26 protein-coding genes and 1 riboswitch are annotated in these 25326 nt (G+C 41.8%); of the genes, 13 read left to right on the forward strand and 13 right to left on the reverse strand.

Annotated features, from left to right (window positions below):
• Positions 1–7 precede the first annotated feature (7 nt).
• The 13 genes from nrdR to H8692_RS01380 form a co-directional block, all read right to left on the reverse strand.
• Positions 8–472 carry a transcriptional regulator NrdR gene (gene nrdR / locus H8692_RS01320; RefSeq protein WP_177269392.1) on the reverse strand — a complete coding sequence of 155 codons (465 nt, stop codon included), beginning with the start codon at positions 470–472 and terminating at the stop codon, positions 8–10.
• 76 nt (positions 473–548) lie between these two features.
• Complete coding sequence (locus tag H8692_RS01325) at positions 549–797, reverse strand: PRC-barrel domain-containing protein (protein WP_177269394.1); 249 nt, start codon at positions 795–797, stop codon at positions 549–551.
• 210 nt (positions 798–1007) lie between these two features.
• Positions 1008–2435 (reverse strand): alanine/glycine:cation symporter family protein, encoded by a 1428-nt coding sequence (locus H8692_RS01330; RefSeq protein WP_177269396.1) that lies wholly within the window; start codon positions 2433–2435, stop codon positions 1008–1010.
• A gap of 181 nt (positions 2436–2616) precedes the next feature.
• A riboswitch (glycine riboswitch) is annotated at positions 2617–2725 on the reverse strand.
• A gap of 121 nt (positions 2726–2846) precedes the next feature.
• Positions 2847–3917: a trigger factor gene (gene tig / locus H8692_RS01335; protein ID WP_187524816.1), complete on the reverse strand. Its 1071-nt coding sequence runs from the start codon at positions 3915–3917 to the stop codon at positions 2847–2849.
• Between the two features lie 44 nt (positions 3918–3961).
• Positions 3962–4636, reverse strand: coding sequence for a GTP pyrophosphokinase (locus tag H8692_RS01340; protein ID WP_207722932.1), 675 nt, complete (start codon positions 4634–4636; stop codon positions 3962–3964).
• A gap of 171 nt (positions 4637–4807) precedes the next feature.
• Positions 4808–6322: an amino acid permease gene (locus H8692_RS01345; RefSeq protein ID WP_187524817.1), complete on the reverse strand. Its 1515-nt coding sequence runs from the start codon at positions 6320–6322 to the stop codon at positions 4808–4810.
• Positions 6323–6696: 374 nt separating this feature from the next.
• Complete coding sequence (gene sigG, locus H8692_RS01350) at positions 6697–7467, reverse strand: RNA polymerase sporulation sigma factor SigG (RefSeq protein ID WP_177269402.1); 771 nt, start codon at positions 7465–7467, stop codon at positions 6697–6699.
• Positions 7468–7580: 113 nt separating this feature from the next.
• Positions 7581–8750 carry an aspartate aminotransferase family protein gene (locus H8692_RS01355; RefSeq protein ID WP_177269405.1) on the reverse strand — a complete coding sequence of 390 codons (1170 nt, stop codon included), beginning with the start codon at positions 8748–8750 and terminating at the stop codon, positions 7581–7583.
• Positions 8743–9633: an acetylglutamate kinase gene (gene argB, locus H8692_RS01360; RefSeq protein WP_177269407.1), complete on the reverse strand. Its 891-nt coding sequence runs from the start codon at positions 9631–9633 to the stop codon at positions 8743–8745. Before argB ends, H8692_RS01355 begins: the two co-directional genes overlap by 8 nt.
• A gap of 2 nt (positions 9634–9635) precedes the next feature.
• Complete coding sequence (gene argJ / locus H8692_RS01365) at positions 9636–10865, reverse strand: bifunctional glutamate N-acetyltransferase/amino-acid acetyltransferase ArgJ (RefSeq protein ID WP_187524818.1); 1230 nt, start codon at positions 10863–10865, stop codon at positions 9636–9638.
• Positions 10866–10867: 2 nt separating this feature from the next.
• A complete protein-coding gene (gene argC, locus H8692_RS01370; protein ID WP_187524819.1) occupies positions 10868–11809 on the reverse strand; it encodes an N-acetyl-gamma-glutamyl-phosphate reductase in 942 nt (313 codons plus the stop codon).
• 121 nt (positions 11810–11930) lie between these two features.
• Positions 11931–12632, reverse strand: coding sequence for an RNA polymerase sporulation sigma factor SigE (sigE, locus tag H8692_RS01375; RefSeq protein WP_177269413.1), 702 nt, complete (start codon positions 12630–12632; stop codon positions 11931–11933).
• A 13-nt stretch (positions 12633–12645) separates the two neighbouring features.
• Positions 12646–13488: a sigma-E processing peptidase SpoIIGA gene (locus tag H8692_RS01380; RefSeq protein ID WP_177269415.1), complete on the reverse strand. Its 843-nt coding sequence runs from the start codon at positions 13486–13488 to the stop codon at positions 12646–12648.
• 153 nt (positions 13489–13641) lie between these two features.
• On the opposite strand from H8692_RS01380, the gene H8692_RS01385 reads away from it, so the two are divergent.
• The 13 genes from H8692_RS01385 (at position 13642) to H8692_RS01445 (ending at position 25299) form a co-directional block, all read left to right on the forward strand.
• Positions 13642–14610 (forward strand): response regulator transcription factor, encoded by a 969-nt coding sequence (locus tag H8692_RS01385; RefSeq protein WP_187524820.1) that lies wholly within the window; start codon positions 13642–13644, stop codon positions 14608–14610.
• A 113-nt stretch (positions 14611–14723) separates the two neighbouring features.
• Positions 14724–16340: a carboxylesterase family protein gene (locus tag H8692_RS01390; RefSeq protein ID WP_187524821.1), complete on the forward strand. Its 1617-nt coding sequence runs from the start codon at positions 14724–14726 to the stop codon at positions 16338–16340.
• Positions 16321–16695, forward strand: a complete 375-nt coding sequence (locus H8692_RS01395) for a TnpV protein (RefSeq protein WP_105309244.1) — start codon at positions 16321–16323, stop codon at positions 16693–16695. The genes H8692_RS01390 and H8692_RS01395 overlap by 20 nt, the downstream gene beginning before the upstream one ends.
• Positions 16696–17060: 365 nt before the next feature.
• A complete protein-coding gene (tet(O), locus tag H8692_RS01400; RefSeq protein WP_118413187.1) occupies positions 17061–18980 on the forward strand; it encodes a tetracycline resistance ribosomal protection protein Tet(O) in 1920 nt (639 codons plus the stop codon).
• Between the two features lie 54 nt (positions 18981–19034).
• Positions 19035–19205, forward strand: a complete 171-nt coding sequence (locus H8692_RS01405) for a cysteine-rich KTR domain-containing protein (protein WP_004614788.1) — start codon at positions 19035–19037, stop codon at positions 19203–19205.
• 487 nt (positions 19206–19692) lie between these two features.
• A complete protein-coding gene (locus H8692_RS01410) occupies positions 19693–20202 on the forward strand; it encodes a sigma-70 family RNA polymerase sigma factor (RefSeq protein ID WP_187524822.1) in 510 nt (169 codons plus the stop codon).
• Positions 20203–20296: 94 nt separating this feature from the next.
• Positions 20297–20722 (forward strand): sigma-70 family RNA polymerase sigma factor, encoded by a 426-nt coding sequence (locus H8692_RS01415; protein ID WP_187524823.1) that lies wholly within the window; start codon positions 20297–20299, stop codon positions 20720–20722.
• Between the two features lie 84 nt (positions 20723–20806).
• Positions 20807–21280, forward strand: coding sequence for an RNA polymerase sigma factor (locus H8692_RS01420; protein ID WP_187524824.1), 474 nt, complete (start codon positions 20807–20809; stop codon positions 21278–21280).
• A gap of 152 nt (positions 21281–21432) precedes the next feature.
• Positions 21433–22464 (forward strand): AAA family ATPase, encoded by a 1032-nt coding sequence (locus H8692_RS01425; protein WP_187524825.1) that lies wholly within the window; start codon positions 21433–21435, stop codon positions 22462–22464.
• A 436-nt stretch (positions 22465–22900) separates the two neighbouring features.
• A complete protein-coding gene (gene mobV, locus H8692_RS01430) occupies positions 22901–23866 on the forward strand; it encodes a MobV family relaxase (RefSeq protein ID WP_187524826.1) in 966 nt (321 codons plus the stop codon).
• 8 nt (positions 23867–23874) lie between these two features.
• Entirely contained in the window at positions 23875–24729 is an 855-nt protein-coding gene (locus tag H8692_RS01435; RefSeq protein WP_187524827.1) for a ParB/RepB/Spo0J family partition protein, read from the forward strand.
• Positions 24730–24806: 77 nt separating this feature from the next.
• Positions 24807–25037: a YdbC family protein gene (locus H8692_RS01440; protein ID WP_187524828.1), complete on the forward strand. Its 231-nt coding sequence runs from the start codon at positions 24807–24809 to the stop codon at positions 25035–25037.
• 70 nt (positions 25038–25107) lie between these two features.
• A complete protein-coding gene (locus H8692_RS01445; protein ID WP_187524829.1) occupies positions 25108–25299 on the forward strand; it encodes a stage II sporulation protein R in 192 nt (63 codons plus the stop codon).
• The last annotated feature ends 27 nt before the right edge of the window (positions 25300–25326 follow it).

Here is a 25326-nt window from a genome sequence, read left to right on the forward strand (position 1 = left end):
TCCTTGTTTAACTTTTCTTCTTATTAGTCAGCAATTTTTCTATTTCGGCTACAAATGTATTGATGTCCGTAAACTGCCTATATACTGATGCAAAACGCACATATGCTACTTCATCCAGATCTTTGAGCCGTTCCATCACCAATTCTCCTATAAATGTACTCTCTACTTCCTTTTCCATCATATTGTTGAGGCCTCTTTCGATATCATCTGCAATCTTCTCCATATCGGCAATAGATACCGGCCTTTTTTCACACGCTCTTATTATTCCGTTCAAAAGCTTGCTCCTGTCAAATGCCTGACGGCTGCCGTCCTTCTTGATAACCATAAGAATAACTTCTTCAACTTTTTCGTATGTGGTAAATCGTCTGCCGCATTCTTCGCATTCCCTTCTTCTTCTTATAGCACGTCCATCTTCCGTATGTCTGGAATCTATTACCTTGCTGTCTTCATTTTCGCAATAAGGGCATCTCATTACAGGACCTCCTTTGCCTGGGCGCATAAATATACAAAATTACATATATAATTTTACTACATATTGTGTTTTTTGTCTAATCTATTATAGGCGGAACATCAACCAGTATCACATCTTCACCAATCGTCTTCACATGCTTCCATTTTATTATATAATCACTCGTCTCTTTTCCAAACAGCTTCATGAATCCCCTGTCTCCCGGCAGTACAATACCGTCTATTCTTCCCTCCTTGAGATTTATCTCTATATCGCATACAAACCCCATACTCTTACCATCATAAATATTAATAACCTCTTTATTCCTGATGTCTTCTGTATTAAGCATACTCGCTCCCCCTTTTCTGTAGTTTATAAATTTATATGCACTAATTGTACAAACTATGACGATGCAATAAAAATCTTCTTTGAAGAAATCTTTTTATTTTTTAAAGTTATTTAATCAGTTGCTTAAAAACTCCTCAACATTCCGTTTAAAACAACAAAAATCACGGGAAAACTATGATTCTTCCCGTGATTCTAAGTTTTTTCAGATTTTTTATCCTTTTATTTTCCCTAAGCTGAGTCTTGCAAAGTAACTTTTCGTCTCAGCCGCTATTACTCCGCTTAGTGCAAGAAGAGCTATAAGATTAGGTATTGCCATAAGGCCGTTGAAAATATCTGCAATGGTCCATACTGCCGAAACCGTGAGGAAAGGGCCTATAAGTACAGCCAATATATACAGCCATCTATAGACTCTGACAATCCCCATCTTTCCTCCCGTAAGATATTCGAGACATCTTTCACTATAATAGTCCCATCCGAGAATAGTTGTAAAAGCAAAAAGAGCAAGACATATCATCAGTATGGCAGAACCCACGCCGTCTGCCCACGGCAGGCCGTTTGAAAAAGCATATGAAGTGACATCAACACCTTCAAGTCCTTGTTCAAGCGCAACATCATATGATCCTGTCACCATTATCGTAAGCCCTGTCATAGTACAGATAACTATTGTATCCACAAAAGTTCCCGTCATAGATACAAGTCCCTGCCTTACAGGCTCTTTTGTCTGAGCCGCAGCTGCTGCTATAGGCGCACTTCCCAATCCTGCCTCATTTGAAAATATACCTCTGGCAACACCTTTCTGCATAGCCATTAACAGAGCACCTAACGCTCCTCCGGTCATGGCTCTAAGTCCAAACGCACTTTCAATCACAAGAGTCACAGAAGACGGTATCTTCTCAATATTATATATTAAAATAGACAAACATACTATTACATAAGCTATAGCCATAAATGGAACTACTATTGATGTCACACTGGCTATCCGTTCAAGCCCGCCGATAACCACTAATGCTGTGATAAACGCTACTACTACTGCCGCAGCTACAGTGGCAACTGAATATTCATTGCCAAACAGGTTCACCACATTTTCTGTATTAGGATCAAAGAAACCCTTTACAGCTGAAGCAATTCCATTTACCTGTGTTATTGTACCAATCCCCAAAAGTCCCGCACCTACGCCAAATACAGCGAAAAGTTTTGCAAGCCATTTCCATCTTGGCCCCATACCTTTTTCTATGTATTTGAACGGTCCTCCAAGGAATCTTCCATTACCTTTATTTTCCCTGAATTTAACAGCAAGAACACCTTCCGAATATTTGGTGGCCATGCCGAAACATGCTGCCAAAACCATCCAAAACAATGCTCCCGGTCCACCGGTAACAACAGCTGTAGCAACGCCTACAATATTGCCCGTACCAATCGTTGCCGCCATAGCAGTACACAGCGCCCCAAAACTGGTTACCTCTCCAATACCGTCTTCCTCATTGTTCACCATATACTTAAAAGCCTTCCCCAGTTTTCTGAACTGAAGAACTCCCAGCCTAACGGTGAGATAAATGCCGGTTCCCATTATAAGTACGATCAGAGGCACACCCCATACTATGCTGTCGATTGACTCAAGAATTGATGTAACTTTTTCCATCCTGTTTCTCCTTCTCCTTTAAAACATTTCATTACACAGTAAATCTGTGTGTGAATCATGATACTCATTAACAGCGCAAATTCGCAGTTTCTACTAAAACAACATACTCCGCTGATATTTTCTGCATGATAAAAAAAAGCCGATATAATCGACTTTCCGGAGAGGACCCAAATAATATAAAACTACCTGCTCTGTCCTTTTGCCTGAGAGATCGCATACAGCAAACTAAAAGCTATCTGTTTATGCTTACACCTTCGGCGCTCATTTTGAGACTCTCCAGAGAATCACAGTTTCTTTCGCTCCTAAAGCAAAAGCCGTATAGGTGCGATCGATAAACTAACGTTACGATTTTATCACACCTTACGGCTGCTTTCAACTGATTATAGAATTAATATTACAGACATATGCTTATTACTTGCTTTCTGTTTCACCTGAAATATCTGCATTTTCCAGAATAAAATCCAATACTTTCTGATAAAGAAGCTCTATATGAACATAATCATTCATATTTCTTCCTGTCTGAGATTCTATCATCTCACTGTCATATCCTGCTTCTTCATAGCTCTTTATTGCTTCTTTCTTTTCTTCATCAGAATATTCGAGTTTTTCTTTTTCGGCTATATATTCTATGAGCATTTCCTGCTTAACCAACAACTTACTGCTGTCTTCATTGGTAGCTTCAAACTCCTTTTCGTTTCCAAAATCATAATTGGCCAGAAGTTCATCCCTGCTCATTCCATACTCCTTAGCCATATTGTCTATCTGTTTACTGTTAAACTCAATATAATAGTCAAGCTCTTTTTCCGGGTATTTCTTAACTTTGGTATTTTCCAGAGCTTGGGACCAAAGTTCTCCTTTCTGATTCTCTATCGCGGTCTTTTCTTCTTCATCGTAAACTTCTTTTTCAATAGATGCTTCATATTCCTCTAAAGTGTCATATTCGGTAGTATTCTGTACAAAATCCAAACCATATTCCGGGACCTCCTGCCTCGTCGCAGAATTTACTGTCACATCAAATGTAACAGCCTTCCCCTTTAGGTCTTCATTGTCATAATCCTCGGGGAACTTGAGATCAAGTTTAAACTTATCGCCTACTTTTTTGCCCTCTATTCCCGATTCAAACCCGTCTATAAACGATCCGCTGCCTAATGTAAGATCATATCCTTCAGCAGATCCTCCTTCAAACTCCTTACCATCTACTTTACCTACATAATCAATATTCACCACATCTCCGTCAGCTATCTCTGTTTTTTTGTCAAGCTCTTTTGTCGTCGCCGCATTCTGCAGTATACTCTGTATCTTGGCATCGATTTCATCTTCTGTTACCGATATACTGTACGGAGCCACCTTAAGACCCTTATAATCGCCAACTTTGATATAATCACTTAAATCATAACTATCATACGATACGGATGAACCGCATGCGGATAATCCACAGACAGTCATGATACAAACACATATTATTGCTATTTTTTTCATCATTTAATTTTTCTCCTAAGTTCTCCTGCCTCACCGATTTTTCCCGATCAAAGCATTTTATGTATACGTTCCATGGATGCATCTATTTCAGCCATGGATTTGGCACAGTTTTGAAGCTCTTGAACTACATATCCCGGAAGCTCCTTTTTACTCTTATATTTAAGCTCGTGTTCAAGACTTGCCCATGTATCCATAGCTATCGTTCTTATCTGAATCTCTACAGGCATATTATATGTTCTGTCCGATAAAAATATCGGCACCTCGACAAGCAAATGAAGACTTCTGTATCCGCTCTCCTTAGGATTTTTTATATAATCTTTCCTTTTGAGAAGCTTTATATCATCTTGTCTGAGAAGGCTCTCCTCAACAGTATAGATATCATCCATGTAATTACACACAACACGTACTCCGGCAAAATCCATAACCTTATAAACTGACTCAATTTCTTTAGGCCATCCTTTACGTTCTATTTTGTCCATGATGCTGTTTATGCTTTTAAGCCTGCATTCCATATGGTGTATAGGATTATAATCGTATCTGACACTGAATTCATTGTCCAGCACCTCGAGTTTTGTACTGATCTCCTTAATAGCCGCATGATATCTCATACGCAAATCACTAAACACCTTTACGATCTCCTTGGCATTTTCTATGGTGACACTCATATCCGGAGGGATCATATTCTCGTTTATCACAAAAGTTTCATTCTTCTCTAATATCATAGCAATTCTCCTTTGGAAAAAGTTTATCATATATTTTTGTGGGTTTGGTGAGAAACATGGAAACTTTAAACAAATATTTTTATAAAACAAGCTTTTTCATATTCTTTTTATCTCTGTAAAAAAACGAACGGAAGCTTTATGCTTCCGTTCTCCTCATAATAGTCACTGAAATTATTTAGTATCTTTGCTTATCGGCGGGAATAACTCATCAAATGATTTCTCATTAGTTGAAGCAAGCTCTGAAACATCTCTCAACTTGCCGGTTTTTTTCGCTATCTGATACCCTATCATAGGAATTATGATCGCTCCGTATGCGATTGCAAAAATCAATACATCTTCAAATACCAGCATAATCAGACATATGATCTGAGCGATAACCGCAAAATACGGAATCCATCTTTGTCTTTTAGAAACCTTTGCTTTCAGGCAAACCTCCGGATCATATCCATTCTTTTTAAGCCGTTTTCTAAGAGACAGATGCGATAAAATGATGCCTACCCATGCGAGGGTTCCCGTGAAACCTGACAATGACAGCAGACTCGCATACAGATCTGTCATATATCCGGCAACCTCCGAAACCAATCCTAAAACAAGAACAATCCACATAAACAGCAATGTCCAAAGTACAGATGCTCTCGGATTGCCTGTTTTGGTAACTTTACTCAGAAACTTAGGAGCGAGACCTTCAATAGAAAGCCCAAACATACATCTTACCGTTCCGTAAAACCCTGTATTGGCACAACTGAATGCTGCGACCAGAACAACTGCCGAAAATACAAATCCGAGCCACTCAATTCCATAGAAATTCATTATATCGGAAAATACCGGATTAGCATCACTTGCCAGTTCATAAGGATAAACCAATATTACCAAAACAAGAGGTAATATATACAGCAGAGCTATACGATATGTAACGCTCTTGCATGCTTTAGGAACAGCTTTTTCAGGATTCTGTGACTCTGCTGCCGCCAGGCCGACTATTTCAGTACCCTGGAATGTTACCAATACCACTGTCATATTAACCAATATAGCCATAATTCCCAGAGGAAACACCTTAGCGCCAAATGATATAGTTCCGGCAAAGTTTACAGTTCCTGCCAGGAATCCTGTATACTCATTGCTTTGGCCCCAAAGTCCAACCCAAATTCCAAATGCAGCTATTACGAAAACTATGATTACAATTACTTTAGTGATGGCAAGACCAGCCTCAATCTTTGCAAAAATATCTACCGCACAAAGATTTATTATGGTGATCGCAGCCATCGCTCCCAATGCTATAGCAATATACGTCACAGCACTGTCTGTTCCCATCAATGATGTCAGCACGGTGGCAACAGCTATAGCCTCTGAAGGAACATAACATACCCAGTTAAACCAGAAGGCCCAGCCGAATCCCGTAGAAACAGTTGGGGTAAGGAATTCACTTGTATAAGCTACAAATGATCCTGTCCTCGGAACGTTAACCAATAGCTCTGAATAAGAAATCATAGTACCATAAACAATAATACCTGTAACCAGAAATGCCGCCAGCACCCCGGGTCCCATACTAGATAGACATGCGCCTATTCCCAAAAAATAACACGACCCTATTACGCCTCCGATACCTATAAACGCTATTTGCCAGCCTTTGATACCACGCTTCAACTCCTGCGTTTCAGAAGCAGCTGTCTTTCTTTCGTCTGTCATAACACCCTCCTTTTCTGCCATTTATAAAAATATGATTTTATTATCCGAATATCAATGGCCATGATCCTGGAGATAAAATAAAAACAGATTGAGCATAAAATTTTGAATCATGTGAAATTACTGTAAATTCGGATAATTTATTATATGCTAAAGATTTATCAATGTCAACTTAATTAAGTTGAATTTTGTCTAAAAATGGCTTGTCCTATTTTTCATTTTCAAACAGTAGATTCCCCAAATCAAAGGTTTGGGGAATCTTTGCATGAGACTTGCCACGTAATCATAGATTTCGGACTAAGACTTTAAGTTTTGATCAGATCATAAAAAAACGGACGCCGCCTTTTCGGCGATGTCCATTTCGTTATTATTTACTTTTATACATATTTTTTCATATAGCTTAACGCATTTTTCTCAAGCCTTGATACCTGAGCCTGACTTATAGCAATCTCATCTGCTACTTCCATTTGCGTTTTGCCTTCAAAGAACCTCATTGTCAATATATGCTGTTCTCTGGGGGAAAGTTTCTTCATCGCTTCTGACAGCGACAAGTTCTCTATCCATCTCACGTCTGTATTTTTCATGTCTCGTATCTGATCCATAACATATATAGGATCACCATCATCATTAAATACCGGTTCGAACAGAGAAATGGGATCCTGAATAGAATCCAGCGCCAAAACCACGTCCTCTTTCTTCACTTCGAGTTCTTTAGCAACTTCTTCTACAGTAGCCTCTCGCTGAAGCGATTTCCCCAGCTTTTCCTTCGCCGTAAGAGCTTTATAAGCAAGATCTCTCATAGATCTTGATACTCTTATGCTGTTATTGTCTCTGAGATACCTTCTTACCTCCCCTATAATCATAGGTACGGCATAGGTACTGAATTTTACACCGTGAGACATATCAAAATTATCCAGAGCTTTTATAAGCCCTACACATCCTACCTGAAACAAGTCATCGGGATTTTCACCACGCCCCGAAAACTTCTGTATCACGGAAAGTACAAGTCTAAGATTCCCCCTTATGAATTCCTCTCTGACCTTCATATCTCCGGCCTTTATGGCGACAAGCATCTCGTACATCTCTTTATCTTTATAACGAGGAAGACTTGCCGTATTGACACCGCAGATCTCAACCTTATTGGCCATAAACCATTACCCTCACATCTTCTTTTGCTCCCCTTAAAGCAACCTTCGATGTTGTAATATATTTATGTGCAAATCAAGGTTTTTTTATTCCGTTTATTTTGTTTTTTACAAATCTATGCTAAAGCTTTTTTCAATATCTTTATGCCTTCATTAATCTCATCATATGTTATGGTAAGCGGAGGCAGCATTCTCACTTTATCTTTAGCTGTGAGTATCATAAGACCTTCTTTAAGCGCATCTTTTACCACCTGTCCGGCTTCTTTTCCTTCTATCTCCACACCCAGCATAAGTCCCATTCCGGATACACTTTTCACCTGAGGCAGCTCCATCAGTTTCTCTCTGATATACTGACTCTTTTCCGCAACTTTTTCAAGAAAATCATCATCTATACGCTTTAACACTTCCAATGCTCCGGCACAGGCCACAGGATTGCCGCCGTACGTTGTTCCATGATTTCCGGGCTCTAAAACATCACAGCATTTTTCACTGAATACAGCCCCTCCTATAGGCAATCCGCCGCCAATACCTTTAGCAAAGGTAACGATATCAGGCTTCACTCCGAAATACTCATAAGCAAACAGTTTTCCGCTTCTTCCTATACCTGTCTGCACTTCATCTATAATGAAAAGCATGTCCTTTTCTCTGCAAAGTTTTTCTGCCGCTTTGACAAAAGCCTCATCTAAATTAAGTACGCCGCCTTCTCCCTGTATCATCTCCATCATTATGGCGCATGTGTCAGATGAAACCATACTCTCAAGCTGCTTTATATCATTAGCATCACAATAATCAAAGCCGCCTAAAAACGGAGTAAAAAACTTATGATAATCTGCTTGACCGGTAGCCGTTATGGTAGCCATAGTTCTCCCGTGAAAAGAATTATTGAGAGTTATTATTTTATTAGCATTCTCTCCTTTATTAACTGTTCCATACTTTCTCGCAGTCTTTATAGCCGCCTCGTTTGCCTCTGCCCCGGAGTTTCCGAAAAAAACTTTCTTCATACCTGTTCTTGCAGTAAGAATATCCGCGACTTCAACCTGAGGCTGTGTATAAAACAGGTTTGATACATGCTGCAATTTCTTAAGCTGCGAGGTTACGGCTTCAACCCATCCATCATCACAAAAGCCCAGTGAATTTACACCTATTCCCGCTGTAAAATCTATATATTTTCTACCGTCTGCGGAAATACAGCAAGCGCCTTTCCCACTGTCAGCCACAAGATCATATCTGCTATACGTTGAAACAATCTTTTCTTTGTCAAGTTTTTTGATTTCACTACTATTCATTCCAGTATTTCTCCTCGTTTTCTTTGATTATTGCTGTTCCTATACCCTTATTTGTAAATATCTCCAGAAGAAGACCGTGAGGTATCCTTCCGTCCATTATATGTACCCTTGAGACACCTTTATTGATAGCATCTATGCAATTTTGTATTTTAGGGAGCATTCCTCCTGATATTATACCTTTTTCTATCAGTTCTTTAGCTTCATTAGTATAAAGTTCCGATATCACAGATTCGGGATCAGACGGATCCATCCTGACACCCTCAACATCGGAAAGATATGCCAGCTTTTCAGCCTTGAGAGCTGTGGCTATAGAACTTGCCGCCTCATCAGCATTAATATTATAGGAAACTCCTTCACTATCCAATCCTATAGGAAAAACTACCGGCAGAAAATCTTTTTCCAGAAGATCTTTCAATATCTTAGGTTCTACTTTAGTAACATCACCGACGAATCCGATATCTTTGCCATCTGAATATTTTTTCTTGACAGTAAGAAGACCTCCGTCCTGTCCACTGATACCCGCCGCCTTTATTCCAAGAGACTGGATCTTTGTCACCAATTCTTTATTTACCTTGGCCAGCACCATCTCCGCCAGCTCCATAGTCTCTGCGTCAGTAACTCTAAGCCCGTTTATAAACTTGGTGTCCATTCCCACCTTGTCCACCCAACGGCTGATTTCCTTACCGCCTCCGTGAACTATTATCGGCTTGAAGCCTATCAGCTTAAGCAACACTACATCCTCAATAACATCTTTTTTAAGCTCCTCATCTATCATAGCACTGCCGCCATATTTTACAACAATTATTTTTCTGTTGAAACGCTGTATATATGGAAGAGCCTCTATTAAAACTTCTGCTTTATCTAAATATTTCTGACTTACCATTATTAACTCCTGTAATCTCCGTTTATTTTAACGTAATCATATGTAAGATCACATCCCCACGCCACAGCACTGCCGCTTCCCTGGTGCATATCTACAATTATGGTGATTTCCTCTTCTGCCAAGATCTGCGACGCCTTTTCCTCACTGTATTCTTTATGTCTCGATCCGCTGCATACCTGAATGCTGCCTTTATCCGATTCCATAATAACATCTATGTTTTCTGTACTGAATTCTCCGGGAGCATATCCTATTGCACACAATACACGTCCCCAGTTAGCGTCTGCTCCAAACATGGCTGCTTTAAGCAGATCTGAAGCTATGACTGATTTACTTATGATTCGAGCCTGAATATCGTCCGCAGCTCCGCTGACGCGACATTCAATAAGCTTTGTAGCTCCTTCGCCGTCTCTTGCCAGTCTCTTTGCCAGATAAACTGTCACCCTCGACAGAGCTGCTTTAAAAGCCTCAAAATCATCTCCATCCTTTACTATCTTCTCATTTCCTGCAAGGCCATTGGCAAGAACTACCGTCATATCGTTGGTGGAAGTATCTCCGTCTACACAGATCTGGTTGTAACTTGTCTTCACATCTTCTTTCAACGCCTTGTCCAGCATTTCAGGCGATATACTTACATCGGAAGTTATAAATGAAAGCATGGTTGCCATATTGGGATTTATCATTCCGCTACCCTTCGCTATGCCGCCGATCTTACATACCTTTCCTCCTATGACAAATTCCACTGCTGTCTCCTTTGGAACCGTATCCGTAGTCATGATGGCTTCTGCGGCAGATGCTGACCCCTGATAACTGAGTTGTTGCATCAGCGCCGGAATACCCCTCTCAAAGGGATCTATATAAAGCTCCTGTCCTATGACCCCCGTGGAACAAACCACTATATCCTCTTTGTCAGCGCCTATACTGTCCGCCGCTGTCTGACATGTCTTTTCTGCTATCTCTATTCCGTTTGGCGCGCATGTATTGGCATTACCGCTGTTGCATATTATCGCAATAGCTTTTCCATCGGAAATATTACGCTTTGTAACTTCAAGAGGCGCTCCCTTAACTTTGTTTGTAGTATATACTGCCGCTGCACTGCACATGACATCGCTTACTATAAGAGCCAGATCTTTTTTATCTGTTTTGCCTTTTATACCGCAGGCTGTTCCCGCGGCCTTAAAACCTTTCGGAGCACAGACTCCTCCCTCAATATCCTTTATGATAATCTCTGACATATCTATATCAACCCTTTCGTTTCATCTATTCCAAGCATAATATTCATATTCTGTATCGCAGCTCCCGACGCGCCTTTGCCCAGATTATCATAAGTTGCTATGAGCAATATATTTTCATCGTTTCCTTCTACAGCTATTTCAAGTGTATTTGATCCTGACAGCCTTCCCGCTGCTATGAATCCTTCATCATCAAGAGATTCTTTTACTTTCACTAAGGGCTGCCCTTCATAATAATCCGACATTATTTTTTCTACATCCGTTTTTGATGCACCGCTGATTTTAACAGGTACAGTCACCTCCATGCCGCTGTAGTAATCTCCAACTATAGGCATAAATGCAGGCGGTGTACTGATTCCCGTTGCCGACAGGATTTCCGGAAGATGCTTATGTGTCTGCGATATTCCATACTGTCTCGGACTGCATAGAATATCCTGCCCTCCCATATTGCCTCTTTGCCTATCTCCTGCCTCATACTGTGCTATCATTTTTTTTCCGCCTCCGCTGTAGCCTGTAAGTGAAGTAGCGGAGAAAGGATAGTCCGCCGATATAATACCTGCTTCAAGTAACGGCTTTATCAGCAAAATGACTCCTGTTGCATGACACCCGGGCACAGCCACCCTGTTGCTTTCTTTTATCATATCTCTCTGCTGCGGACAAAGTTCCGGCATTCCATATACCCATGAAAGATCAGTTCTGTGAGCAGTAGATGTATCAAGTATCCTGCATTCCGCAGGCGCTGCATCCGCAATTTCTCTTGCGGCAGAGTCAGGCAGACACAAAAAGGAAACATCGGCTTTTTTTATCAATGCCAATCTTTCCTCTAAGTCCTTACGCTTATCTGAATCTATTTTTAATACTTCTATATCATCGCGTTTTTGAAAATATTGATGTATCTTTAACCCTGTAGTGCCTTCCGCACCGTCAATAAATACTTTATATTTCATAAATTAATGCCTCCGATTTCATGTTGTTTGTTTGAATTTTTATTAATTGTACAGCATATTTATTCACTATGTTTTTTATGATACACCAGTATATAGTTTATTTCAATATTTTTTTACCACTTTATCCTAATTTTTTTATTTCCTTTTGCAGCCTTCCTATTATCTTTTTTTCCAGTCTTGAAATATATGACTGCGATATTCCCATTTTATCGGCAACTTCCTTTTGAGTCAATTCTCTGCCTCCGGCAAGACCAAATCTCATTTCCACTATTTCACGCTCTCTTCCTGTCAGTTTATCCATAGCATATCCCAAAAGGCTTTTATTCACTTCCTCTTCTATATGCCCATAGACCTCATCACTTTCTGTACCTAATATATCAGAAAGAAGAAGCTCGTTTCCATCCCAGTCCACATTGAGAGGCTCATCTAAAGATACTTCCCCCTTTATTTTATTATTTCTTCTCAGATACATAAGAATCTCATTTTCTATACACCTTGATGCATATGTAGCCAGTTTTATATTCTTTTCTATCTTAAAGGTATTAACAGCCTTTATCAATCCTATGGTTCCTATGGAAATAAGATCTTCCACATTCACACCTGCACTTTCAAACTTCTTTGCTATATAGACCACCAGTCTAAGATTATGTTCTATCAGCAGATCTCTGTCTATTTTACTTCCCGCCATAAATCCCAGTATGGCCTTATGTTCTTCCTCTGCAGAGAGAGGAGGCGGCAGCGTATCATTACCTCCTATGTAAAAAACTTTATTTTTCTTGTTTAAAAATTTCAGCCTCAGCCATAACATCAATTTCCTTATCATTATTCCTCTCCCTTCACGTTTTCCTGTCCGACATATCTTTGGATAAAAGCAACTCACACCCATTGGCTGCTTTCCCATATATGTTGAATTCTCTGCTTCCCTTAGCAATAACATTTCCCCTGAGCCGTCTTCCTGAAATTTCTATAAAATCCACACGAAGCGACATCATTATACCCTTTGTTCCTATTGCCTCGTAAGGTACAATGCCTATTCTGTCATCACTGACAGCGCCCTCATCTTCGAATCTACTCCACAGACTTTCCTGAGCCACCGCTACAGGTTTTCCGTTTATAGGATCTGTAAGCTGATTTCCGGTGTCGAAAAAACCTTTTGTTTCAAAGACTTCATCTCCGATAAATATCTTTACATCAAAAACATGTTCCTCATAAAACTTCCTGCTTGCCACAGTTTTCATTATTTGCTTAGCAGTGAATGTACCCATACCGATAAAAAGAGCTAAAAAGGCAGCTTTCATATCTCCTGTGTATATTCCCGAAGCTGTATATATACCGGGGTTTTGAGTTATCAGCAAAAGCCCCATTGTAAGGCCTCCCATAAAATATGTCACAAGAATCATGGTCAGAGCTTTCTTCCATATACGCTCTTTACCTAATACAACAAAACATACAGCAAAGGCAAACATTATCTCGGATATAACCGTAAAATACATTGGCAGTGGCAAAAATATTTCCATGGAAAAAATGCCGCACATTACACCGCCTAAAACAAATCTGATCTTATCCTTTAAAACAGTGAATCTGACTTTAAAAATCTCAGCTGTTATGTAAAGAAGCACGCACCCTATTACGAAATTCTCTATGAAGAGAATCTCCCCGTATACTATCAATTTTTTCACCCGTAAAATTCCTTTATGTAAAAACGATGGTAATTAGGATTATATATTGTTTAATCATCGCAATTTGTCGAAAAGAGAGATTGTCAAAACAAAAAAGCCTTGCAAAAAAAATATTAAAAAGCAATAATATCTGTAATATTATTGGAGGATGAAATGATAATACTATCTATGTTTACAAGTATGGTTTTCTATGTGTTTACCATAATAACCTGCACCGTTGCCGCTACGTTATATGTAAGATTTTCCGTCAAGAGAGAAGGTTCACTATACAAAACAATCTCTGTCCTGCTCTTATCCTTTCTTGCCTATACTATAATGGAAATGTTTGTAACGTTTTTTACTGAGCTGCATATTACAAAACCTCTGTTCTATACTCTTACAACTCTTTCAGATGTGGCTTATTTCTTTATCGCAGCCTCTTGGCTCGCAGCCATAGTCACAATATCAGGAAATCCATATATTATCAGAATCAAAGGATTCTGCATATACACAGCCATATACGGCATAACTGTGGATGTTCTTAACCTTATGGCCAAATTCAGTCCGTCTGTATTAGGCCTCACTCAAAAGAAAACTTCTGAGATCCTTTTATATATCAACTGTACATTCGATATAACATTAATCCTCATAGGTATATTTTTTATTTTCTACGGAATCTTCAAAATGAAAGGAGAACGGCAAAGAAAATGGGTTCTGCTCTTTTCCTCATTCCTCGTAATCTACATGATTTATATCACCAACTGGGATATAATATCCTGCCTTGATGAGGTTCCCAACCAAATACTGTTTTCAAGTTTCGATCCCGCCCATATTTTCTATGCGGCAATGTGTATCCTGACCCTTTATATGGTGTCAAGGAAAAATGAATTCAGAGCAAACTATTATATGCCTGAAATTCTGGGAATCACTGGTGAAGAGACCTTAGAATCTGTCGGCAGAAAATACAAACTGACATCACGTGAACTTGAATTGCTGAGCATCGCCTGCAGCGGCCTCAGCAATCCCGATATAGCAAAAAAACTATATATATCCAAGAGTACCGTAAAACAACATCTCTCACATATATATAAAAAACTAAATGTTAAAAACAGATATGAACTGATCAAAAAAATCAAGCTCTGATCAAAAACTGTACTGTCGTACTATATCAAAATTTTTATCAGTAAATTATAATAATCTGCAATAAAAGTTTTTATTTTAAAAACATATTAAATGTTTTTGAAAGGAGGCAAAGAATGAACAGGATATTAATAATGTTTTTTGCAGTTCTTACCCTATCTTTTGGCATGAGCCTTTCCGGATGCGGCGAATCACAGACTGTTGCAAAGGCACCATCCGGAACGTATATAGGGCAGCAAAATGAGGGAATTGATGAATTTTTAGGTATACGATACGGAAATATGGAGCCTTTTAAAGCAGCTACAGATGTTAAAACAACTGCAGAAGATGAAATAAAGGCTACATCCTTCGGTTATAACTGTATCCAGCCCTACGATGAAGTGGAAACAGCATCTCAGGACCCATGCTCACAGGATTGCCTGTTCCTTAATGTATGGACCAAAGATACAGAAACAAAGGATAAGCCTGTAATAATGTTTATCCATGGAGGCAGTTGTATATGGGGAGGAACATCCGATCCTTCTTATGACGGAGAATACTTTATCAGAAACCTTCCGGAAGGAGAAGACTGTGTATTTGTTACCATCAACTACAGAATGTCTATAATGTCCGGTGTGGATATGTCCGTACTGGAAGGATATACAGATGAATATGCCGATGCTATAAATTTAAGCAAGCTTGATCAGACGCAAGCTTTAAAATGGATAAACCAAAACATCTCTGCATTCGGCGGTGATCCTGAGAACGTAACTATCATGGGACAGTCCGCAGGCGGAGGCGCTGTGGAAATGCTTATGGCAGATCAAAGTACTCACAAATATTTCAACAGAGCTATCATCAACAGCGGAACCCAATCAAGAGAAGCAGTATCAAAAGAAACCGTAACAGAAAATTCCAAAATAATATTTGAAATGCTTGGGGTGAGAACAGTAGAAGAAGCTGCAGCCTTGACGGATAAAAATATCTCTGAAAACATATCAGACATCGTAGACCGCCTTGGCAGAGCACACCCCGGTCTTAAATGCGCAGACGGCAGAATCGTATCCGAAACATGGTGGGAAGATCTTCAAAATGGAGTCGCTTCAGATATAGACCTTCTTATAGGCGGCACCAATGGCGAAGAGGATTGGAATGCTGTCGACTGGGACAACAGTATCTCGGAGGCTATATCCGACCCACAGTCAATATACGATTATATGGTAGAGACAGATACAATGAGATCCGATGCTTATGGCAGATATTACGGAGTGGAAAAAGAAGGATTCTACGACACTTTCCTTACAATGGGTGATGATCCGGTAAAACAAGCTATGGATATGTATAATGAAATCTATTTCAATTACCCTACTCAGATGATTGCCGAGACTCAATCAAAATACAATCAAAATACCTATCTTTATTACTGGGAATATGCGCCTGATATGAAAAGTGTCATTGAATACAGTGGTGATTCAGCAGAAGTCTCTCCTTATGGCAGAGCACTTCACTGTATGGATCTGTGTTTTGAATTCGGCTGTAAAGACGGATATACCGAACTTACCGGTGATCCGGATCTTATGTCTGATGAAATGATATCCAAAGCCCAGTCTATGGTGTATCATTTTGCCAAGACAGGCAATCCTAACAACGATTTAATTCCCAAGTGGACACCATATGATGTAGGACGGATTTTGCGGACATTCAAAATAAAAAAGAATGTGGAGGTAACATACAATGGCAAAATCATTATTTGAGGAACTGGGCGGAAGATACGAAAGACAAGAGGATTATCTAATTCCATGTATGACTTTACCCGCCGAAGAAGAACAGCCGATAGGCATATGGGGACAGCGGCATTTAGATTATCTGAAGCAATACCGCAAAGTTACATACACCAATTTTCTCACAAGCGGCAGGCTCAACGCCTATCTTGCCGACATCGACAGACAGGCACAGGAACGCTTTGAACGGCTCATAGAGGGCATGAAACAGGCACAGGGCATAACGGAACAGCTAAAGGCAGAAAACGCCTTAGAATGGACAGGATACCTCAATAACATAAGGGCTTGTGCGAGGGAGATTGTGGAAAAGGAAATTATTTTTGCATAAACAGATGATTAGTGGCAGGGGAAATCCTGCCGCTTTTTCTGCTTTAGTTTGTCAGCTTGACAAATAAAGGGTTAAGGAATATAATTAGATTCAGTATTATACAAGGAGTTAATAAATATGCGGCAAGGTATTCTTAAATAAACTGTCAATTTGATAGTGGGAACAAAAAGTAGCAGTCCCGTTTCACTTTTAATATGGGGCTTAGTTTTTTGTACCCAGTTTAAGAATACTTTTATCATGTAATTTTATATGCCCGAAAACATATAAGTGTTTTGGGGCTATTGGAGTTATTTACCCAGTGATAGGAGTATTTATCACTGGGTATTTTTATGCCCTTTTTTGGGTGTTGATAGGAGGAAAATCACATGAAAATAATTAACTTAGGCATTCTGGCTCACGTTGACGCAGGAAAGACAACATTAACGGAGAGTTTATTGTATACCAGTGGTGCAATTGCAGAACTAGGGAGCGTAGATAAAGGCACAACAAGGACAGATACAATGAATTTGGAGCGTCAAAGGGGAATCACTATCCAGACAGCAGTGACATCTTTTCAGTGGGAGGATGTAAAAGTCAACATTATAGATACGCCAGGCCATATGGATTTTTTGGCGGAAGTATACCGTTCTTTATCCGTATTAGACGGAGCAGTATTATTAGTTTCTGCAAAGGATGGCATACAGGCACAGACCCGTATACTGTTTCATGCACTACAGACAATGAAGATTCCGACAATTTTTTTCATCAATAAAATTGACCAAGAGGGGATTGATTTGCCAATGGTATATCGGGAAATGAAAGCAAAGCTTTCTTCGGAAATTATAGTGAAGCAAAAGGTTGGGCAGCATCCCCATGTAAATGTAACGGACAATGATGATATGGAACAGTGGGATGCGGTAATTATGGGAAACGATGAACTATTAGAGAAATATATGTCAGGAAAACCGTTTAAAATGTCAGAACTGGAACAGGAAGAAAACAGGAGATTCCAAAACGGAACGTTATTTCCCGTTTATCACGGAAGCGCTAAAAACAATCTGGGGATTCGGCAGCTTATAGAAGTAATTGCCAGTAAGTTTTATTCATCAACGCCTGAAGGTCAATCTGAACTATGCGGGCAGGTTTTTAAGATTGAATATTCAGAGAAAAGGCGGCGTTTTGTTTATGTGCGTATATATAGCGGAACATTGCATTTGAGAGATGTTATTAGAATATCTGAAAAAGAGAAAATAAAAATCACAGAGATGTGTGTTCCGACAAACGGTGAATTATATCCATCCGATACAGCCTGCTCTGGTGATATTGTAATTTTACCAAATGATGTTTTGCAGCTAAACAGTATTTTGGGGAACGGAATGCTGTTGCCGCAGAGAAAATTTATTGAAAATCCTCTCCCTATGCTCCAAACAACGATTGCAGTAAAGAAATCTGAACAGCGGGAAATATTGCTTGGGGCACTTACAGAAATTTCAGATGGCGACCCTCTTTTAAAATATTATGTGGATACTACAACGCATGAGATTATACTTTCTTTTTTGGGGAATGTGCAGATGGAAGTCATTTGTGCCATCCTTGAGGAAAAATATCATGTGGAGGCAGAAATAAAAGAGCCTACTGTTATATATATGGAAAGACCGCTTAGAAAAGCAGAATATACCATCCACATAGAAGTTCCGCCAAATCCTTTCTGGGCTTCTGTCGGGTTGTCCATAGAGCCGCTCCCTATTGGAAGCGGAGTGCAGTATGAAAGCAGAGTTTCACTTGGATATTTAAACCAATCGTTCCAAAATGCGGTTATGGAGGGGGTTCTTTATGGCTGCGAGCAGGGGCTGTATGGATGGAAAGTGACAGACTGTAAAATCTGTTTTGAATATGGATTGTATTATAGCCCTGTAAGTACCCCCGCAGACTTTCGGCTGCTTTCCCCTATCGTATTGGAGCAGGCTTTAAAAAAAGCAGGGACAGAACTATTAGAGCCATATCTCCACTTTGAAATTTATGCACCGCAGGAATATCTCTCACGGGCGTATCATGATGCTCCAAGGTATTGTGCAGATATTGTAAGTACTCAGATAAAGAATGACGAGGTCATTCTGAAAGGAGAAATCCCTGCCAGATGTATTCAAGAATACAGGAACGATTTAACTTATTTCACGAATGGGCAGGGAGTCTGCTTGACAGAGTTAAAAGGATACCAGCCAGCTATTGGTAAATTTATTTGCCAACCCCGCCGCCCGAATAGCCGTATAGATAAGGTTCGGCATATGTTCCACAAGTTAGCTTAACAGCTTGCAAAAGTCATATAAAATGAGATTTGAAAGGATTAGAGACTAATTATGATGAAATGCGAATGGATATTGTGTCCTGTTTGTGGGAGCAAAACCCGTAATAAAATTAGGAAGGACACTGTTTTGGAGAATTATCCTCTTTATTGTCCAAAATGCAGACAAGAAAGATTGATTAAAGTTGACAACTTGAAGATAACTGTCATCAAAGAGCCAGACGCTTAAGACGCAGAGCCGATGAAATTGTGGAACAATTCACGAATCATCGGCTCTTTTTGTTTCGTATTTGAAAGAACAAACTCACCAAATAAAAAAACGATATTCGGGTGGGTTATTTTGTTATACCCTAAATTACCCTCTGAATTTGTTTTTTAATTTGGAGGGATTTTTTTATGTTCTTTTTTCGGGCGGTTATTTATCTGCTCATACGAAGTAAAATTTATCAATACATAGCATGTCAGAGAACGGCAGGAAACCAGTTAAAAAAATTTCTGCCAGTGCAGCGGTACTTCTCACCTTGAAAGTAGAAGTACAATCTCCATACAACAGAATTACTATTTCCTATAACCGTAAAGGTCACAGAGCCTTTGCGGTTTTTCTTTTGTCGATTTTTGTTGGAAAGTGCCGCAGGGCTGTTTCTTATATTAGGTGTCGTTCGCCGCCTCTCCATCTGGATTTTAGATTTCAAAAATTCAGATGGGAGGTACTTACGGTGAAGTATGCACCAAAAAAAGTATATATCAGAGAAAGCGGTGGCTATGTGGAATTATCTTACACGGACTTCTGCCGCCGCAGGCAAGCCGACCAGACCTATATGGACAAGCTGTTTATTCCCGTTCAGGGCTGTCTGCTTGAAGTCGTGAGGGAGCAATACACAGACTTCTATCGTGACAAGGAACGGTGGCGTTATCTGCAAAAATTAGATACAAAGAACAGCCTGCTATCTCTGGACGGGTTTACAGACAGCGAGGGGAATCCTCTGGACTTTATCGCTGATGAAGCGGCGGACATTGCGGAAACCGTTGTCAATGCGGTCATGGTGGACAGGCTGAAAGCTGCCCTGCCTTTGCTGTCGGATAGTGAACAGGAACTGATACAGGCAATCTTTTTTGACGGACTTTCCGAGCGTGAAGTCGGGGCGAGGTTAGGCATAACCCAGAGCGTTGTGAACAAACGCAAAGCCAGAATCCTAAGAAAACTAAGAAAGATAATAGAAAGTTAAAATTTAAGGCGTTCAGCCCCCTTGTTTTTTCCTTTGGGAAAATGAGGGGGCTTTTCTCTGCCCTCTCAATCTATTCCGATTGGAGGAAATAAGAATGGCATACAACCACGGACGGGAGGACAGGAAATGGCGTATCTGGAAAGAGGCGGAGGAAAAATTACTGCGTGAGTGCGGCGTTGATGAAGCGACCATTGAGCAGATACGCATAGCGGACAGGGCAGACTTCAATTCCAACAGGCGGTTTTACCGATGGGCGAATGACGTTGCGGAATACCTTGAGGACATGGCAGACAGGGAGCGGCAGGCAGAAGTGGGTACGGTTGCGGAGTTACTGGACGAGATTGAGAGCGAAAATCTCTATCAAGTATTAGTCACGGTGGACGGGCGTACCTTGAAAATCGTCCTGCTGAAAATGCAGGGGTATTCCACAAAAGAAATTGCCCCGCTCGTGCATTTGACGACTGGTGCCATCTATGCGAGGTTAGACCATCTGAGGAAGAAGCTGCGGAAAATTTTGTAAGCGTCTAATACATCCCATTATCCTGCGGGCTACTGGGTGGGGAGTGGAATCTCCCCGCTTATTTTTTGGCAGGAGGACAAAGGGATGGCATATCAGGCTAAGGCGTACACGCTTCGGGAGGAATCCACGGAAAGCGGCACAAGGTATTTTATCAGCTTTAAGGACGGGCAGGGCAAATCCCACGAGTTGGAAGTGTCGGAACAGTTCTTTATGGAGTTTCGGCAGATGGAGCGCAGGAACAGGAATCTTCTCCAATGGGACGAGCGGCACAGGGAGTTTAACGAGGTATGGGACGAAACCCTTTACAGACGGGCGTTGCGTGTGCCTAAGAGCCTTGATGAACACATGGTTGAGGAAGAACGGAATGAAACGCTCTGTAAGGCGGTTGGGAGCCTGCCAGAGATACAAAGGCGGCGTTTCCTGCTCTATTACGAGTATGAGTTCAATTTTTATCAAATCGCCGCTATGGAGCATTGCACCGCTTCAGCAATACAGAAATCTGTTGCGATTGCAAAGGAGAAAGTAAAGGCGGAAATGAGGAAGTATCTCCAACCGTGACCGACACCGCCCGAAAAAGAAATCTGTTTTTATTTGTATGGGATTGGCGGCATTACATACTCTCATTTTTTTCATGGGAGTAAATCTATTTTTAAGGAGGTCAACGCCTATGTGCAACAAAAACAAAGACACCGCCCGAAAGGGGGAAAGCCATGCAGAAGTTACAGACAGTCAACGCCGAAACGCTCCTTTATGAACCACTTGAGAAACCGTCCTTTGTGGTGGACAGCCTTATCCCGACAGGCTTATCGCTGTTCTGCGGCTCACAGAAGATAGGCAAGAGCTGGCTCATGCTGAAGCTATGCTTATGCGTGTCGCAGGGAATCCCTTTATGGGATATGCCGACAATGGAGGGCGACGTGCTTTACCTCTGCCTTGAGGACACGTTCTGCCGCATACAAAGCAGGCTGTTCCGCTTGACGGACGAAGCGAGCGGGCGGCTCCACTTTGCCGTGGCAAGCTGCAAGCTGTCAGATGGTCTTATCGTGCAGTTGGAGGATTATCTGAAAGACCATCCAGACAGCAGGCTCATTGTCATTGACACTTTGCAGAAAGTCCGTACAGCTTCAAAAGACAATGCCTATGCAAGTGACTATGGGGACATCTCCCTCATCAAAGACTTTGCCGACAGGCACTCTCTGGCGGTCATTGTCGTACACCACATCCGAAAGCAGAATGACAACGACGTGTTCAACAAGGTGTCTGGGACGACAGGCTTAACGGGGAGTGCGGACGCTACTTTTGTTCTGGAAAAGGAGAAACGTGCGTCTGACACCGCCAAGTTGTATGTGACGGGCAGGGACACGCCCTATCAGGAATACACGCTCCGTTTCCGTGATTGCAGTTGGGAACTGGTGGAGAGGAAAACACAGGAGCAGCTTGCAAAAGAAACGATACCAGATATTCTTTTTCGGTTAGTGGATTTTATGAGGGATAAGGAAGGATGGGCAGGCACGGCAACGGAACTGTTAGCCGCTATGGGGGAAACGGAAACCGTACCCACGGTGATTACGAAATGGCTGAATGAATACCGCACCACATTTTTAAGTGAGAACCGTATCTGCTACCAGTACAGCCGCAGGAAAGACGGCAGGCAGATTGCCCTTGCAAGGCGGGAGGGTGACAGCGGTGACGGTGGTGACAGCGATATTGGGATACCCCCTGTTACTGTCATTGACGCTTAAAGCCGTGTAAAGTTGGCGGCTCTGCCCTGCGGGTGACAGCGGTGACAGTGGTGACAGTGATTTTAGGATACCTCGCCGCTGTCATCCCTACGGGAGAACACCCCGTAAACGCAAAGTGCAGGCGTGGGATTTACCCGCCCTTTTCGGCGTGTAAAACCACCCCTGCGGTCAGAAAAATCCTTCCGATTTTTCCGACTGCGTTTACAGGGTGTAACACACTACACTTTGCCCTGCAAAGTCGTGTGCCAGACGTTCCCTCTGGACTCCCTTATGGCAGGGCTGCGCCCTGCTATCCTGCGCCTTGCGGCTTCGGATAAAAGAATGTTGGGGTGACGGTGACGGCTCATGCGAGGGGGTATCCCAAAACTGCTGTCACCGCCGTCACCGCTGTCACCCAAAGGGCAGTTACCCGCCGAAGAAAGGAAGATGATGAATTATGCCCTATGCAATCCTGCGTTTCCAGAAACGCAAAGCGGGCGGCGTTGCGGCTTGCGAACGCCACAACGAGCGGAAGAAAGAAGCCTACAAAAGTAATCCAGATATCGATATGGAACGCTCTAAAAATAACTATCACCTTGTAAAACCGCCACGCTACACCTACAAGAAAGAGATTAACCACATGGTAGCCGAAGCGAGGTGCAGGACGAGGAAAGACAGCGTGATGATGGTGGAAACGCTCATCACAGCTTCACCAGAATTTATGAACCAGTTACCGCCCGAAGAACAAAAAGCGTATTTCCAGACGGCTCTTGACTTCATTTCGGAGCGTGTTGGAAAGCAGAATATCCTCTCCGCTGTCGTCCATATGGACGAGAGAACGCCCCATATGCACCTCTGCTTTGTGCCGATTACGCCAGACAACAAGCTGTCAGCGAAAGCTATCTTAGGCAACCAGAAATCATTATCCGAGTGGCAGACCGCCTACCATGAGCGGATGTCCTCACGGTGGAATCAGCTTGAACGGGGGCAGTCTTCAATGGAAACCAAGCGGAAACACGTCCCCACATGGCTCTATAAATTAGGCGGCAGGCTTGATAAACAGTATGAGGAAATCGTGTCTGCCCTCTCCGACATCAATGCTTTTAATGCAGGAAAGAAAAGAGATAAAGCGTTAGATTTACTTTCCGCATGGCTGCCAGACGTGGAGAAATTCTCTAAGGAAATCGGGAAACAGCAGGCGTATATCGACAGTTTGAAAGAGAGAATTGGGCAGGAATCGGACTATGCGGGGCGTATGCGTGATGAAAAGTACGAGCAGGAACTAAAGGTGCAGAAAGCGAATCAGAAGATATTTGAGTTGCAGAGAACCAACGAGCAGATGGGGCGGCTGCTCTCAAAAATACCGCCAGAAGTGTTGGAAGAATTGCAGAAAAACCATAAAAGCAGAGCGAAAGAAAGGTAGATATGTGAATGAAGAAACAGGATTTTAAGGTATTAAAGACCAAAGACTTGTACCCATTTCCCGACAATCCGTTTCATGTAGTGGAGGATGAAACGCTGTCAGAGTTAGCGGAAAGCATCAAGGAATTTGGCATTGTCACACCGATAATCACACGCCCGAAAGAGGACGGGAACGGTTATGAAGTGATTGCGGGACAGCGGCGTGTCCGTGCGTCTGAACTTGCAGGAATAAACACGATACCCGCTTTTGTCCTGCCCTTAGACCGTGACCGAGCCATCATCACCCTTGTAGACAGCAATTTACAGCGTGAAAATATCCTGCCATCGGAGCGGGCGTTTGCCTACAAGATGAAATCCGAAGCCATGAAACGGCAGGGTTTCCGCACAGATTTAACCTCGTCACAAGTTGTGACGAAGTTGCGGACGGACGACAAGGTGGCACAGGGCTTCGGCGTGGGCAGGATGACCGTGCAGCGATTTATCCGATTGACGGAACTGATACCGCCGATTTTGCAGATGGTGGACGAGGGGAAAATCGCCCTCACGCCTGCGGTGGAACTGTCCTTTTTGAAGAAAGACGAACAGGAAAACCTATTCGCCACGATGGAGAGCGAAGAAGCAACGCCCTCACTTTCACAGGCACAGCGGATGAAACAGTTAAGCCAGAGCGGGCGGCTTGACATGGATACGATATTTGCAATTATGACGGAGGAAAAGGGAAACCAGAAAGAAACCTTGAAAATCAACACAAGCAAGCTGAAAAAATACTTTCCGAAGAACACAACGCCGAAGCAGATGGAGGACACCATCATCAAACTTTTAGAGCGTGAATTGCAGAGGAAACGGGGCAGGGACAGCCGCTAATCTTCTCTTTTCGGGATGTAAAATGCAGGAATTTGGAGCAGGAGAAAGACAGAATTTTAAGGAAAATGAGGTAAGGAATGAAAGAAATCCAGTATGAGCTTGTAAAGGAAGTCGCCGTATTGTCTGCGAGTGACAGTGGTTACACAAAAGAAATCAATCTTATCTCATGGAACGGGAGAGAGCCGAAATATGACATCCGCAGCTTTTCCCCGAACCGTGGGAAGTGCGGAAAAGGAATAACTTTAAACGCTGATGAAGCGGCGGCACTCCTTGAAGCGTTGCAGAACGAGTTAAATAGCGGGGATTGATTGTGTTTGATTGGCAGGGCGGGGCGTTTCCAGACGTTCTCCTGCCCTGTCTGGAAAGGAAGATTTAAGTATGGGCGAGGATAAGAAAACAGATAAAAAGAGAAAGCGTGTCGTGCCGAAAGCACCAGTGCAGATGATAATCAGCCGTGAATATGTCGGCACACAGACAGTCACAGAAGCGTTTATCCCGATTATTTCCGAGGATATTCGGAAGAAGATTGCCGAGGGCGACACCTTCGACAATGAGGGGCTGTCCGCTTAGAATGTACGCAATGGGACATGAAAACAG

Source organism: Lentihominibacter hominis (assembly GCF_014385065.1).
Taxonomy (GTDB): domain Bacteria; phylum Bacillota; class Clostridia; order Peptostreptococcales; family Anaerovoracaceae; genus Lentihominibacter; species Lentihominibacter hominis.

Excerpts from the sequence above, each read along its gene's own strand:
- H8692_RS01340 (WP_207722932.1), bottom strand. The coding sequence starts at position 4,636 with ATGATATTAGAGAAGAATGAAACTTTTGTGATAAACGAGAATATGATC.
- sigE (WP_177269413.1), bottom strand. The coding sequence starts at position 12,632 with ATGATAAGGAAATTGATGTTATGGCTGAGGCTGAAATTTTTAAACAAG.
- H8692_RS01385 (WP_187524820.1), top strand. The coding sequence starts at position 13,642 with ATGATAATACTATCTATGTTTACAAGTATGGTTTTCTATGTGTTTACC.
- H8692_RS01390 (WP_187524821.1), top strand. The coding sequence starts at position 14,724 with ATGAACAGGATATTAATAATGTTTTTTGCAGTTCTTACCCTATCTTTT.
- H8692_RS01415 (WP_187524823.1), top strand. The coding sequence starts at position 20,297 with ATGGCATACAACCACGGACGGGAGGACAGGAAATGGCGTATCTGGAAA.
- tig (WP_187524816.1), bottom strand. The coding sequence starts at position 3,917 with ATGATGAAAAAAATAGCAATAATATGTGTTTGTATCATGACTGTCTGT.
- H8692_RS01330 (WP_177269396.1), bottom strand. The coding sequence starts at position 2,435 with ATGGAAAAAGTTACATCAATTCTTGAGTCAATCGACAGCATAGTATGG.
- H8692_RS01435 (WP_187524827.1), top strand. The coding sequence starts at position 23,875 with ATGAAGAAACAGGATTTTAAGGTATTAAAGACCAAAGACTTGTACCCA.
- H8692_RS01345 (WP_187524817.1), bottom strand. The coding sequence starts at position 6,322 with ATGACAGACGAAAGAAAGACAGCTGCTTCTGAAACGCAGGAGTTGAAG.
- argC (WP_187524819.1), bottom strand. The coding sequence starts at position 11,809 with ATGAAATATAAAGTATTTATTGACGGTGCGGAAGGCACTACAGGGTTA.
- H8692_RS01440 (WP_187524828.1), top strand. The coding sequence starts at position 24,807 with ATGAAAGAAATCCAGTATGAGCTTGTAAAGGAAGTCGCCGTATTGTCT.
- H8692_RS01325 (WP_177269394.1), bottom strand. The coding sequence starts at position 797 with ATGCTTAATACAGAAGACATCAGGAATAAAGAGGTTATTAATATTTAT.
- argJ (WP_187524818.1), bottom strand. The coding sequence starts at position 10,865 with ATGTCAGAGATTATCATAAAGGATATTGAGGGAGGAGTCTGTGCTCCG.
- H8692_RS01445 (WP_187524829.1), top strand. The coding sequence starts at position 25,108 with ATGGGCGAGGATAAGAAAACAGATAAAAAGAGAAAGCGTGTCGTGCCG.
- H8692_RS01425 (WP_187524825.1), top strand. The coding sequence starts at position 21,433 with ATGCAGAAGTTACAGACAGTCAACGCCGAAACGCTCCTTTATGAACCA.
- H8692_RS01355 (WP_177269405.1), bottom strand. The coding sequence starts at position 8,750 with ATGAATAGTAGTGAAATCAAAAAACTTGACAAAGAAAAGATTGTTTCA.
- H8692_RS01405 (WP_004614788.1), top strand. The coding sequence starts at position 19,035 with ATGAAATGCGAATGGATATTGTGTCCTGTTTGTGGGAGCAAAACCCGT.
- argB (WP_177269407.1), bottom strand. The coding sequence starts at position 9,633 with ATGGTAAGTCAGAAATATTTAGATAAAGCAGAAGTTTTAATAGAGGCT.
- sigG (WP_177269402.1), bottom strand. The coding sequence starts at position 7,467 with ATGGCCAATAAGGTTGAGATCTGCGGTGTCAATACGGCAAGTCTTCCT.
- mobV (WP_187524826.1), top strand. The coding sequence starts at position 22,901 with ATGCCCTATGCAATCCTGCGTTTCCAGAAACGCAAAGCGGGCGGCGTT.
- nrdR (WP_177269392.1), bottom strand. The coding sequence starts at position 472 with ATGAGATGCCCTTATTGCGAAAATGAAGACAGCAAGGTAATAGATTCC.
- H8692_RS01420 (WP_187524824.1), top strand. The coding sequence starts at position 20,807 with ATGGCATATCAGGCTAAGGCGTACACGCTTCGGGAGGAATCCACGGAA.
- H8692_RS01395 (WP_105309244.1), top strand. The coding sequence starts at position 16,321 with ATGGCAAAATCATTATTTGAGGAACTGGGCGGAAGATACGAAAGACAA.